Source organism: Enterococcus mediterraneensis (assembly GCF_900604485.1).
In the GTDB taxonomy this organism is placed as follows: Bacteria; Bacillota; Bacilli; order Lactobacillales; family Enterococcaceae; genus Enterococcus_C; species Enterococcus_C mediterraneensis.
The window spans coordinates 1,571,293-1,584,717 of the sequence record NZ_UWOP01000001.1; the positions used below are offsets into that span (position 1 = coordinate 1,571,293).

The window sequence follows — 13,425 nt, forward strand, 5'->3', positions numbered from 1 at the left end:
TTTGCAACAGCGTAAAAGTTTTGTATGATAGAAGTAACAGGAAAATCATTTTGTAAAAATAAAGCAATTTTTACGATAAAATGTTATTTGTAGTCATCAAATCAACTAAAGGAGTATAGAGTATGAAATTGACAATTAAAGAAATCGCTCAAGTATTAGAAATCCCCAATATCGATGACTCCCGCGAGATCCACGGCGTTGAATTTGACAGTCGGAAGATCCAATCGGGAGATTTGTTTATCCCGTTTTCCGGTCAGCGAGACGGTCATGATTTTGTTCAGGATGCATTAGACAATGGTGCTATCGCTACCCTGTGGAGCCGTGATACGCCAGCGCCAGAAGGAATCATCCCCTTGCCGGTAAAAAGCACCCTAGCAGCAACACAAAAACTAGCCGGCTATTATCTAAAAAAAATCAAACCTAAAGTTATCGGGATCACCGGCAGTAACGGCAAAACCACTACAAAAGATATGACTGAATCAGTCCTATCCCAAAAATTCAAAACCTATAAAACGCAAGGAAATTACAATAATGATATCGGACTGCCTTACACAGTCTTCCAAACTCCTGAAGATTGCGAGATGCTGATTTTAGAAATGGGGATGGATCGTTTCAACGAGATCCGTGAATTGACGACATTGGCCCAACCGGATGCGGCAGCCATCACATTGATCGGCGAAGCCCATATTGAAAATCTCGGTTCACGGGAAGGGATCGCTAAAGCGAAGATGGAAATTGTTGAAGGCTTGAAAAAAGATGGTCTTTTATTGATTCCTTCAGACGAACCGCTGTTAGATCCGCTAACGAAAGATCTTAGTCAAGAAATCCAAACATTTGGAATGGAAAAAGGCGATCTGACTGCACAAATCATTTCTGAAGATCGTGAACATACCTCCTTTAAAATCAATGATACTGTTTTCGAAATCCCTGTCTTAGGCACATATAACGTGAAAAACGCGTTGATCGCTTATGGATTTGGCCGCTATTTTGGTCTAAGCAATGAAGAGATCAAAAAAGGATTGGCAGAAGTCCAATTGACTAAAAATCGGACAGAATGGCTGAAAGCCGGCAACGGTGCGGATCTGTTAAGTGATGTTTATAACGCGAATCCAACGGCGATGGGTCTGGTATTGGATACAGTTGCCAAGATCGAAACATCAGGGCGGAAAATCGCGGTTTTAGCAGATATGCTGGAATTGGGATCAGATTCTGCTCAACTGCACGCGCAAATGGCAGAACACGTGGTCGATGCGTATGATCTTGTCTTCCTTTATGGAGAAGAAATGAAAGCATTGCTCCATGCGTTGAAAGACGAAGAAACGACGATCACAGCGTTCCATTTTGAGAAGAATGATAAACAAGAATTGATTCAGACTTTGAAAAAAGAAATCCGCTCAAATGATACCATCGTATTAAAAGGCAGTAACGGGATGGGACTTTTAGAAGTCGTGGAAGAATTGGAAAATATGGAATAGTTTTGAAAACTTGCTGAAAGTTTCAACCTGTGTTAGTATAGATGAATACCGAAAGATGAAGTACAAATTGGAATAGTTAAAAAGTAATACTTTTATGATAATAAAAGGCCGAACGGGAATCGTTTGGCTTTTCTAATGCCTTCGTGAAGCGGATTTTTCGGTGTTGAAATGTTCACTGGATGTGTAGGGACCATCTCCGGAGAACATGGAAAAAGATCAACGCTTCAAAAAAAGAAATAGGTTGGCAAAAAGATCCAACCTAATAGGAGGATCCATTTGAAATTTAAAGAACTAGAATTATCACCAGAATTGTTGACATCCGTGGAGCGTGCCGGCTTTGAAGAAGCAACACCTATCCAAGAAGCGACAATTCCTCTTGCTTTAGCAGGCAGAGACGTAATCGGTCAAGCACAGACAGGTACTGGTAAAACAGCGGCCTTTGGATTGCCGATGTTAGAAAAGATCGATCCTAAAAACCAACAATTACAAGGCTTAGTAATCGCACCGACACGTGAATTAGCGATCCAAACCCAAGAAGAACTGTTCCGTCTTGGTAGAGACAAAAAAATCCGTGTCCAAGCAGTTTACGGCGGAGCCGATATCGGCCGTCAAATCCGAGGATTGAAAGACCGTCCTCATATCGTTGTTGGTACACCGGGTCGGATGCTGGATCATATCAACCGTCACACATTGAAATTGGCAACTGTTGAAACATTGGTCCTAGATGAAGCGGACGAAATGCTGAATATGGGCTTTTTAGAAGATATCGAAAAAATTATTTCTCAAGTCCCTGCCCAACGCCAAACATTGCTGTTTTCAGCAACTATGCCTCCAGCAATCAAAAATATCGGTGTAAAATTCATGAAAGAACCGGAACATGTTAAGATCAAAGCAAAAGAAATGACAGCTGACTTGATCGATCAATATTATGTTCGGGCAAAAGAATACGAAAAATTCGATGTAATGACGCGTTTATTCGATGTCCAAACACCAGAATTGACGATTGTTTTCGGTCGTACGAAACGCCGCGTAGACGAATTAGCCCGTGGTTTAGAAGCACGCGGCTATAAAGCAGAAGGAATCCATGGCGATCTTTCCCAACAAAAACGGATGAGCGTTTTACGAGCATTCAAAAACGGTCAATTGGATATCTTGGTAGCCACTGACGTAGCAGCCCGCGGATTAGACATCTCCGGTGTTACTCACGTGTACAACTATGATATTCCTCAAGACCCTGAAAGCTATGTTCACCGTATCGGTCGTACAGGCCGTGCCGGTAAAGGCGGAATGTCAGTTACTTTTGTAACACCAAACGAAATGAGCTATCTGCACGTCATCGAAAACTTGACGAAAAAACGGATGACACCCCTTCGTCCGCCAACCGAAAAAGAAGCCTTCAAAGGCCAATTAGGTGCAGCAATGGACCAAATCGAAGCCAAAATGGACGAAAATGGTTTGGACAAATACTTGCAAGCCGCAGATGAATTATTGGAACGTTACTCTGCCCAAGACCTAGCAGCGTTGCTGTTGAAGACGGTCGCTAAAGATCCTGCAGATGCAGTTCCGGTTAAAATCACACCAGAACGCCCATTGCCTCAAAACAAAAAAGGCTTCAACAAAAACAACAGCAGCCGCCGCAGTAACCGCAGTCGTGGAGAAGGCAACAACTCCCGCAGACAAAACAAAGGCAGCTACAACAAAGAAGGTTATCGTAAAAATAACCGCCGCAGCAATGATAAAAAACGCGGCTTTGTGATTCGAAACAACCAAGATTAGTAAAAAAGTAAGCAAATCCGCGGGTTTGCTTACTTTTTTTATTTTCCGGAAGTATTTTAATGGTTTTTAAAAGGAATTTTGGTAGAATGGGAGTAGTTTAAAAGGGAGACACAAAACAATGATCAAAGGAATCGGGATTGATGCCGTAGAACTTGTAAGAATAAAAAACATCATTGAGCAAAAACCAAAGTTTATCCCGCGGATCTTGACGAAAGCTGAATTGGCAATTTTTCAAGACTTGACGGTAAAACGTCAAATAGAATTTTTAGGCGGCCGTTACGCATGCAAGGAGGCTTTTTCAAAAGCGTGGGGAACGGGGATCGGTAAACTCGGTTTTCAAGACTTAGAGATCTTAACAGATCGATCTGGTGCGCCGATGGTTACTCGGTCGCCATTTACAGGCAAAGTTTTTGTCACTATTACTCATACAGACACGATAGCTTTTGCTCAAATCATTTTGGAAGAATAGAAAGAAGGTTTTTCTATGGTTGTTTCATACCATCGATCAACGCAAGCTATTATACATACAGATGCGATTACTGAAAACGTAGCAAATGAAGTACATCGTTTGCCGAAAAATCGCGAACTGTTCGCCGTGGTAAAAGCGAATGGTTACGGACATGGTGCTATCGAAACAGCGAAAGCAGCAAAAAAAGGCGGCGCAACTGGTTTTTGCGTAGCTACTATTGATGAAGGGATCGAATTGCGGGAAGCAGGATTTACAGAACCGATCCTGATTTTAGGAATCGTAGAGGTCAACTATCTTGCATTAGTCAGCGATTATGATTTAGCTTTTCCAGTGGGAACATTGGAATGGTTGGAAGAAGCCGAAGAACGATTAGCTGAATTTCCAGTAAAAAATCCATTGAAGATCCATATCAAAGTTGATACCGGTATGGGAAGGATCGGGTTTTTGAACTCTATTGAGGTGCTTCAAGCAGTCGAAGCCATCCAACAAAACCCGCAGATGGATTGGGAAGGGATCTTCACCCATTTTTCAACAGCTGACCAAGCAGATGATCGCTATTTTCAGATGCAAAATCAGCGATTCAAAGATGCATTGAAGGTTTTGCCGCATCTGCCTCGTTATGTCCATGTCAGCAACAGCGCGACTGCGTTATGGCATGATGAACCCATTGGCAATATGATCCGTTTTGGTGTGGCGATGTATGGACTCAATCCGTCAGGACATGAACTGAAGGAAAGTTATCCATTGAAGCCAGCCCTTGAATTGACCTCAGAGCTGATTCAAGTCAAACGTTTAGAAAAAGGAGAAGGCATCGGCTATGGTGAGACCTATATCACACCGAAAGCTGAATGGATCGGAACGGTCCCCATTGGTTATGCGGACGGTTGGCTGCGAAAAATGCAGGGCTTCTCAGTATTAGTAGAAGGAGAGTTCTGTGAGATCGTTGGACGTGTTTGCATGGATCAATTTATGATCCGCCTGCCGCAAGCTGTCAAAACAGGAACGAAAGTCACCCTTATCGGCTCTAATCAGCAAAAAACGATCACGATGCAAGATATTGCAGATCATTTGGAGACGATCCATTACGAAGTCGCTTGTACGATTTCGCAACGTGTTCCTCGAAAATACGTGAAATGAAAATAATAAATAAGGATGAATAATACTATGGTAAAACGCGGAGATGTATATTTCGCGGATTTATCTCCAGTTGTTGGTTCGGAACAAGGGGGCGTTCGCCCGGTTCTTATAATCCAAAATGATCGCGGAAATCACTTCAGCCCGACCGTCATTATTGCGGCTATCACAGCAAAAATGGCAAAACCGAAGCTCCCGACACATATCGGGATCAAAGCGATGGAAAAAGGGATCGGAAAAGATTCTGTGATTTTGATGGAGCAAATTCGCACGATAGATAAAAGTCGATTGAAAGACAAAGTCTGCCATTTGGATTCTGAAATAATGGAAGAAGTCGACCGCGCTTTGCGAATCAGTGTAGGGATCGAAGAAGATTACCTGATCGCTGATCGGCGTACATGCTAAAAGCTGAACTTTGTGTTCGGCTTTTTTTATAAGAAAATTATTGAGGAAAGCAGGTGAGTACGTGGGATATTTTGTAGTATTCCTGACAATCGTCCTTTTGATCTATTTCATCATCAGAAAAATACGGCAATTAAAAAGACTGGGCAACAGTGAGCGGCGAGTCTATTGTCTTTTTGCCGAAAAAATCAGTGTAGCGGAAACGGAAAACTTTTCCCGCTATTACGGCGTTTTTCAAATTGCGGAAGAAGAGATCCGCTTAGAGATCCCTTATCAGCTCTATCTGCAGCATCAGCAACCTGAACGCGGTCTTTTGATCTATCGCGATCAGCAGTTCATCGCTTTTGAAAAGTGAAACATGAGATGAGCCATAAAAGATCCCATCCGATCGAAAATGCAAATGCCCTTTTGTGGATAGACAAAAGGCTTTTTCTTATGCAAAAGAATAGGCGGATACCGTCTATCATGCTAAAGTTAAAATAAAGTTAAGGAAAATCTGCTTTGTCATCTGTGAAAAGGATTGCATATATGACAGATTTGCGAATGTGTCAAAAATCTGTCGTCAACCAACAGTAGAGAATTGGAATGACTGGGATTTCATGATAAAGTATGACAGCTGAAAAAAATAAAGGGATGACAAGTATGAACCATATCAAAAATACTTTACATTTATACAAATTAGATTGGAAACGAATCTTTAAAAATCCGATGGCGACATTTTTGATCGTCGCGTTGATGATCCTGCCTTCACTTTATGCCTGGTTCAATATCAAGGCATTGTGGGATCCTTATTCAAATACCGGAGAGTTGCCGATCGCTGTTTACAGTGCGGACCAGCCTGAGACCTTTCAAGGAAAAAAAGTCGCGATCGGCGATCAGGTCTTAGACGAGCTTCACGATAATAAGCAACTAGGCTGGCAATTCGTTGATTCTAAAAAAGAACTGACAGAAGGTGTCAAATCCGGCAAGTATTATGCTGGTGTCTATCTGCCTAAAAGCTTCTCCAAAGACTTGTTGAGTTTTACCTCAGGAGAGATTAAAAAGCCGCAGATCCAGTATTATATCAATGAAAAGATTAATGCTATTGCACCGAAGATCACCGATAAAGGTGCTTCCAGTTTGCAAGAACAGATTTCAGAGAATTTTATCAAAACCGCAAGTTCGACTTTATTGAAAGTTTTCAATGAGATAGGCTATGATATTGATTCCAACCTTGTCAGTATCAATAAAGTCAAAAATATGATTTTAGAAACAGATGAAAATCTAGATACCATCGACGGCTATACGAAGAAAGTCGTTGAGTTGCAAGAAAAGATGCCGGAAATCAAAGAAAAAATCGCTAAAGCACAAGAATTTACCGACTATATTCCGAAAGTCGATGAAATGGGGGCAAAAGTGACGGCGTTAAACGACAAAATGCCGGAACTGAAAAAACAAGCCAGTGTGATTTTGACTTTGCAAGAAAAGATTCCTGAGATCCAAAATGCCGGGAAACAGTTGGCGATGGTGGATAGTGATTTTGATAATATTGAACAAACAATGACAGAAGGTATCAATGAAGCAAAACAAGGCTTGCAAGTGATCCATCAAGTACAAACGATTTTGCCGGACGTCAGAAAATTAGGGGATCAGGCGAATGATCTGGCAAGTGCCACCAAAGATGGTGCAACTCAGCTGCAAGCGGCGTTGCCAAGTATCACGTCCAGCGTTTCTGTCACATTGGATGCCATCAGTCAAGTTGCTACTACGACTTCTTCGATTACCAGCGTAATCAACCAGGCAGTGACAGATAATCAGTTATCAGACGAGGAAAAAGCCCATATCAATCAAGTGATCGATGATTTCATCAACAATATCGATCGTCAAAAAACAGCACTTGCTGATCTGGTTTCATTTATGGAACAACTGCAAAATTCCAGCGGCAATCAAAACCTGCAAACAGTGATCGATCAACTGAAGCATGCCAGTGACCTTCTAGGAGATCTTTCCAATCGTTTGACACATTTGAAACAACTGGTTGCTGAAGGCAATACAGATAACATCAAAAATTATCTGAAAGAGATTCAAACAGCTGCCGATCAGATCGCTTCTTTTATTAATGGAATCGACGTGAACAAGATTAGTGAAACAGTCAATGGAATTTTGTCCAAGCTATTGACGACGTTGTCAACTGCACAAAATGCACTGCAAAAAGCTAAACAAATCGATTTTGAATCATTGCTAAGTTCCACAGAAAAAACAGTCGCCAACGCTATCAAGCTTTTAGAAAAATACCAAAAAGAAATGCCGGCGATCCGTCAAGAAGTCCATGACGCCAATACGATGTTAAATGGACACATGGATGAAATCGTCAATGGTATCAACAAAGGCGCTGATCTTTACAAAAATGAATTGCCTGTTCTGGAACAAAAACTGGGATTAGCCGCTGACTTTTTGAAAAACGATTGGCCTGGTATCAAAAAAGAAATCACAACAACAATGACGATGGTGGATGAAAAACTGCCGGAAGTTGAAAAAGCATTAGATGCCGCTGTTGGTTTGATCAATAATGATTGGCCAATGCTGAAAAGCGGCGTCCATAAAGCCGCTTCGGCGATCCGCAAAGGCGAGAGCGAAGCGGACTTAGGTGAGGTCATCAAATTGTTGAAGTTGGATGCTCAAACAGAAAGCGACTTCTTTACAAAACCTGTCGAACTGCAAACCAATCAGCTTTACCCAATCGCCAATAACGGTTCTGCCAGCACACCGTTTTATACTGCACTTTGTTTATGGGTAGGAGCGTTGTTGCTGTCAAGTATCGCAACGACTGCTTATCATTTGGACGGGGCTGACAAGAAAAAATACAGCAAACGGGAAACATTTGCTGCTCGTATGCTGACATTTTTGACGATGGCGATCTTCCAAGCTTTGATCGTAACGCTTGGGAACCAATTCTTATTGGGTGTCGATGTTCGTGAACCATTTTATGCAGTGCTGTTTGCACTGATCGTCGGATTGGCATTCATGATGATCGTCTATGTATTGGTAGCTTTATTCGGCAATATCGGTAAAGGGATCGGGATCATTATTTTAGTCTTGTCGATTTCCGGCGGGGGCGGGAACTATCCGATCCAGGTTTCCGGAAAATTCTTCCAAATGGTCAATCCATTCCTGCCATTTACTCATGCGGTGAATCTGTTGCGGGAAGCGGCAGGGGGCGTTTACTGGCCAAATGCGACTACCGATATTTTGATTATGATCGGATTGTTTATTGTTTTCGGTCTGTTGGGAATATTTGTTTATCCGCATTTGTCGGAAATGACGAAAAAATTAGAAAATGTTTCTAAAGAAAGTCATTTCTTCCATTAAGAAAAAAATCGTCATCGCAAGATGGCGGTTTTTTTAGTATTTGTCCAGATTTACAAAAGTAATCTAAAAGCACGCGAGTATCCATGGTCTGATAGAAATAGTAGAATGAAAAGGTATAAAAAAATGAAAAGGAGCAAAAATATGGCAAAGTCCATCAATTTGGTGATCAGTGATATTGACGGTACGATTTTAACCAGCGATCATCAACTTCCTCAAAAAGTCGCACAGAGCATCATGCAGTTGGAACAAAAAAAGATCCCTTTCGTACTGGCTTCAGCACGTTCGCCTAAAGGAATGCTAGAGATTACCCAAGCATTGAGGTTAACTAGCCCCATCGTCAGCTACAACGGTGCTTATGTGGTAACCAGACAACAAGATACCTACCAAGAGATCATCAGTCATCCGTTGAACCCGCAAGAAGCGAAAATGATTCTTCAATGGACAAAAAACAGGTTTCCGGAAATTTCTATCAATCTCTATGCTGGAACAGAGTGGTATGTTTTTCATAAAGATATATGGGTCAGAGAGGAAATGCGTATCACACAGATCGTACCGCAACTATGTTCTTTAGAAGCCTTGCTGGATGAAAATATCGCGATCCATAAGATTTTATTTATTGGTAAAAAAGCTGATATTGCTTGTTTGATGTCAGAGTTGCGTGATCATCCTTTAGCTCACTCTGCATTTTATTTATCTAAAGAAAACTATTTGGAATTTACCCATAAAGCAGTATCGAAAGAACAAGCAGTAAAAGAATTGGCTAGCTACTATCAATTACCGCTTACAGAGGTGATGACCATTGGAGATAATTTCAATGATCTGCCGATGTTAAAAGCCGCTGGATTAGGTATCGCTATGGGAAATGCTCCAGCAGAAGTCAAAGAGTTTGCGGATGCTGTGACACTGGACAACGATCACTTTGGTGCGGCAGTCGCCATCGATAAATATATACTCGCTAAACAATAAATAAAGAATATAACAATGGGTATTTCAGACTATAAGAAGAGTTTGAAAATATACGATATTTTCTTGGGATTTTCATTGACATTTTCAGTTTCTGAGCGTAGCATACAGTCTTGGCTGTGAGAAAAACAGTGCTTCTCTAAAGAAAAAAATTGGAGGGAAAAAAGTGGAATACTTGAAACGTTTGCTGGTGGGACGTCCGCTAAAATCAGCAGAAAATGACGAACAAAAATTAAGCCGTTTTGCGGCATTGGCGTTGTTGTCTTCTGATGCGTTGTCCTCGATCGCTTACGGTACTGAACAAATTGTCGTTGTCTTAGTCGCTTTGTCTGCAGCAGCAATTTGGTATTCATTACCAATTGCGGCATTTGTTATTATTTTATTGATTTCATTAACTTTATCTTATAGACAGGTTATTCATGCGTATCCTCATGGTGGTGGGGCGTATGTCGTCAGTAGCGAGAATCTTGGAAAGAACGCCGGGTTGGTTGCCGGTGGTTCGCTGTTGATCGATTATATGTTGACAGTGGCTGTGTCGGTTTCTGCGGGGGCAGAAGCGATCACTTCAGCGGTTCCAGCGCTGTATCACCATCAAGTCGCTATATCAGTGATCATCGTATTATTGATCATGATGATGAACCTGCGCGGGCTGCGGGAATCTGCCAGCTTTTTGATGGTTCCGGTCTACACGTTTATCGCGGTGATCACGATTTTGATCGTTGTTGGTTTATTTAATATCGTAACTGGTGCTCAACCGTTGAATGCCACGGCATTACCGGGGGCTGCGGTTCCTGGGATCTCGATCGCATTAATTCTTCGAGCCTTTTCTTCAGGTTCTTCTTCATTGACTGGGGTCGAAGCAATCAGTAACGCTGTGCCGTTCTTTAAGAAACCACGAGCAAAAAATGCTGCGGGGACATTGGTAATGATGTCTACGATCTTAGGTTTCTTCTTTGTTGGGATCACGTTTATCAACTACTGGTATGGTATCGTGCCAAAAACGGAAGTGACTGTCTTGGCCCAAATCGGGAAAGCGGTCTTTGGGCACGGATTTATGTTTTATGCATTGCAATTTACAACGGCATTGATTTTAGCGGTAGCGGCCAACACCGGATTTTCCGCGTTTCCAGTCTTAGCCTATAATTTGGCAAAAGACAAATTTATGCCGCATATGTATCAAGATCGGGGAGACCGTCTAGGCTACTCCAACGGGATCATTACATTGGCGACAGGTTCGATCGTACTGCTCTTTATTTTCCAAGGATCTACGGAACGTTTGATCCCGCTTTACTCCATTGGGGTGTTTATTCCTTTTGCGCTTTCTCAAACTGGGATGGTCATCAAATGGCGTAAAGAAGGCAAAGGATGGTTGACAAAATCAATCGCGAATATTGTAGGAGCATTTATCTCTTATGCTATTATTGTGATTTTGTTTATTTACCGTTTAGGGGATATTTGGCCGTTCTTTATTATCATGCCGATCCTGCTGTTCATTTTCTACAAAATCCATGATCATTATAAAAAAGTAGCGGAACAGTTGCGTTTAGAAGATGATGTTGCGCTGCATACCTACGATGGCAATACTGTTATTGTGTTAGTGGGCAATGTCACACGGGTCAACATCGGTGCACTGAATTATGCGCAATCTATCGGTGATTATGTGGTGGCGATGCACGTGTCGTTAGATGAAGATGTTGCTAAGGAAAAGGAGATCGAACAGGAATTTAAAGAAAGATTCCCTGATGTGCGTTTTTCTGTTGTCCATTCTTCCTATCGATCAATTGAAAATCCAATCATTCGGTATGTGGATTTAGTAAGTAAAAATGCGGCGAAACACAACTATACGACGACCGTCATTATCCCGCAATTTGTACCGCGAAGACGCTGGCAGAATATTCTTCATAATCAAACCAGTCTGCGTTTGCGGTTCCGGCTTTCTTGGCGACAAAATATCGTTGTCGGCACCTATAGTTATCATTTGAAAAAATAAAATAGCCTTGTGGCGTAAGATTACATGGGCCGCAAGAATTAGACACACAGATAACTCGTCTGTGTGTCTTTTTTTATCCAATATTTTTTAAAAGATAACCAGAAAATTATAGTTATTTTTCTTTATGATAACTTAAAGCTATCGCGATACTTATTGAAGAAGTTAGAGAGATTCGATTGAAGATGATGAAATATTTAGTTTATACTTCAAATTGTCTATCAAATAAATATAGGCAATGATGAAGGAGTGTTGGTAAAATGAAAAAATTAATTAACGGAGTTCTACTTGCCATAACAGGACTGGTATTAGTGGCTTGCGGAAGCGGCAAAGCTTCTGAAGCAGATACTTCAAAAGAATCAAGCGATACATTCACTTACGCAATCAATGGGGATCCTTCCTCAATGAATCCGATAAATGTCAGTGATCGATGGGGACTAACGGTAACAAACATGATCTATTCACCACTTGCCCGTATCGAAGGCGATGGTAGCCAAAAATTAGAGCTAGCTGAATCTATCCAACCAGCTGAAGATGGCAAATCCATCACTGTGAAATTAAAAAAAGACATCAAATGGTCAGATGGCGAAGCTTTTACCGCCGATGATGTCGTCTTTACTTATGATCAAAAAGTCAAGAAGGAAAATGGAAATGCAGATGCTCTATGGGTGGACGGTAAGCCAATCACTGTAGAAAAAATTGATGATACTACAGTGAAATTCGATTTGCCTTCTGTCAGTGCAGCAGCTTTGAATAATATTGCGACAGAAACCTATATCATTCCTGAGCACGTTTTTAAAGATGAAAAAGATTTTTCAGCAAAATCACTGATTGCCAAACCAGTTGGAACAGGGCCTTATCAGCTAAAAGAATATAAAACCGGTCAATACTTACAATTTGTAGCAAATGATAATTACTATGGTGATACACCGAAAATCAAAAACGTCACATTACGGATTATTACCAGCGCTGACACAACTAAAGTAGCATTGCAAAAAGGTGAAGTGGATGCTTCCTTTGTGCTGCCGAATGACATCGAAGATCTTGATACAGATAAGATGGACATTTATGAATACAGTGAAAATCGAGTAGGGTATTTAGGTTTCAATACACATTCTGACAAATTAAAAGATGTCAAAGTACGTCAAGCAATCCAATATGCGTTGAATCGTGATGATTTGAATAAAGCGGCTTATCTGGATACTAAATATTATCAAAACGTTCACTCGATTTTACCGCCGAATAATCCTTATGCTACGACGGACGTGAACGATTATCAAACAGATGCCGACAAATCGAAGGCATTGTTGAAAGAAGCTGGTGTCAGCGATTTGAAGATTAATCTAGCCTTCTCTTCCTCAGATCCAGCTCAGACAGTCCAAGCGACACTAATCCAGCAACAACTTGAAAAAGTCGGTATTACTGTTGAACTGGCTGGTGGCGACAGTGCAGCGTATGGGGCAGAGTTGAAAAAACCGGGTTCTAAGAAATATGACTTGTTCATGAACGGCTATATCATGGGGAATGATCCCGATCTTTATTCCTATCTGTTTGCTTCGACGGGTTCTGCCAACTATTTCCAATATAAGAGTGCAAAGACTGACGAACTCTTTAAACAAGGAGCTGTTGAGATGGATGACACGAAACGCAAAGCAATCTATGAAAAACTACAACAACAAATCGCTGATGATGCAGTGATCTATCCGATCGTGGATAATAAAAAGGTCTTGGCGGTGAACAGTCGCGTTCAAAATGTAAAAGAAGCTGGCTTGATTCCAATCTACACCTTTGAGGATATGAGTAAATTAACATTAAAATAAGTGATTTTTGCTGCCAGTGCTGGAAACCACACAGGAATCCAGCCTGGTTTT

At 41.3% G+C, this 13,425-nt stretch carries 10 protein-coding genes; all 10 read left to right on the forward strand.

What is annotated here, in order from left to right; all coding sequences use genetic code 11:
* Window positions 1–122 precede the first annotated feature (122 nt).
* The 10 genes from EFB00_RS07725 (at window position 123) to EFB00_RS07770 (ending at window position 13,374) form a co-directional block, all read left to right on the forward strand.
* Window positions 123–1,475 (forward strand): UDP-N-acetylmuramoyl-tripeptide--D-alanyl-D-alanine ligase, encoded by a 1,353-nt coding sequence (locus tag EFB00_RS07725; RefSeq protein WP_122646275.1) that lies wholly within the window; start codon window positions 123–125, stop codon window positions 1,473–1,475.
* Window positions 1,476–1,751: 276 nt separating this feature from the next.
* The gene (gene cshA, locus EFB00_RS07730) at window positions 1,752–3,251 is read left to right on the forward strand and encodes a degradosome RNA helicase CshA (RefSeq protein WP_122646276.1); all 1,500 of its coding nucleotides are present in this window, start codon (window positions 1,752–1,754) and stop codon (window positions 3,249–3,251) included.
* A 118-nt stretch (window positions 3,252–3,369) separates the two neighbouring features.
* Window positions 3,370–3,720: a holo-ACP synthase gene (acpS, locus tag EFB00_RS07735; protein WP_122646277.1), complete on the forward strand. Its 351-nt coding sequence runs from the start codon at window positions 3,370–3,372 to the stop codon at window positions 3,718–3,720.
* A 15-nt stretch (window positions 3,721–3,735) separates the two neighbouring features.
* Window positions 3,736–4,857 carry an alanine racemase gene (gene alr / locus EFB00_RS07740; protein ID WP_122646278.1) on the forward strand — a complete coding sequence of 374 codons (1,122 nt, stop codon included), beginning with the start codon at window positions 3,736–3,738 and terminating at the stop codon, window positions 4,855–4,857.
* Between the two features lie 27 nt (window positions 4,858–4,884).
* Window positions 4,885–5,259, forward strand: coding sequence for a type II toxin-antitoxin system PemK/MazF family toxin (locus EFB00_RS07745; protein WP_122646279.1), 375 nt, complete (start codon window positions 4,885–4,887; stop codon window positions 5,257–5,259).
* A gap of 61 nt (window positions 5,260–5,320) precedes the next feature.
* Window positions 5,321–5,611 (forward strand): hypothetical protein, encoded by a 291-nt coding sequence (locus EFB00_RS07750; protein ID WP_122646280.1) that lies wholly within the window; start codon window positions 5,321–5,323, stop codon window positions 5,609–5,611.
* Window positions 5,612–5,898: 287 nt separating this feature from the next.
* On the forward strand, window positions 5,899–8,604 hold the full coding sequence (locus EFB00_RS07755) for a YhgE/Pip domain-containing protein (RefSeq protein ID WP_122647068.1): 2,706 nt from the start codon (window positions 5,899–5,901) through the stop codon (window positions 8,602–8,604).
* Between the two features lie 141 nt (window positions 8,605–8,745).
* Window positions 8,746–9,570 carry a Cof-type HAD-IIB family hydrolase gene (locus EFB00_RS07760; protein WP_122646281.1) on the forward strand — a complete coding sequence of 275 codons (825 nt, stop codon included), beginning with the start codon at window positions 8,746–8,748 and terminating at the stop codon, window positions 9,568–9,570.
* A gap of 163 nt (window positions 9,571–9,733) precedes the next feature.
* The gene (locus tag EFB00_RS07765; protein ID WP_122646282.1) at window positions 9,734–11,557 is read left to right on the forward strand and encodes an amino acid permease; all 1,824 of its coding nucleotides are present in this window, start codon (window positions 9,734–9,736) and stop codon (window positions 11,555–11,557) included.
* 257 nt (window positions 11,558–11,814) lie between these two features.
* Window positions 11,815–13,374 carry an ABC transporter substrate-binding protein gene (locus EFB00_RS07770; protein ID WP_122646283.1) on the forward strand — a complete coding sequence of 520 codons (1,560 nt, stop codon included), beginning with the start codon at window positions 11,815–11,817 and terminating at the stop codon, window positions 13,372–13,374.
* Window positions 13,375–13,425: the final 51 nt, after the last annotated feature.

Bases quoted from the DNA above. Each gene is read 5' to 3' on its own strand.
- EFB00_RS07725 (WP_122646275.1), top strand. From the start codon at position 123: ATGAAATTGACAATTAAAGAAATCGCTCAAGTATTAGAAATCCCCAAT.
- acpS (WP_122646277.1), top strand. From the start codon at position 3,370: ATGATCAAAGGAATCGGGATTGATGCCGTAGAACTTGTAAGAATAAAA.
- alr (WP_122646278.1), top strand. From the start codon at position 3,736: ATGGTTGTTTCATACCATCGATCAACGCAAGCTATTATACATACAGAT.
- EFB00_RS07745 (WP_122646279.1), top strand. From the start codon at position 4,885: ATGGTAAAACGCGGAGATGTATATTTCGCGGATTTATCTCCAGTTGTT.
- EFB00_RS07755 (WP_122647068.1), top strand. From the start codon at position 5,899: ATGAACCATATCAAAAATACTTTACATTTATACAAATTAGATTGGAAA.
- EFB00_RS07760 (WP_122646281.1), top strand. From the start codon at position 8,746: ATGGCAAAGTCCATCAATTTGGTGATCAGTGATATTGACGGTACGATT.
- EFB00_RS07770 (WP_122646283.1), top strand. From the start codon at position 11,815: ATGAAAAAATTAATTAACGGAGTTCTACTTGCCATAACAGGACTGGTA.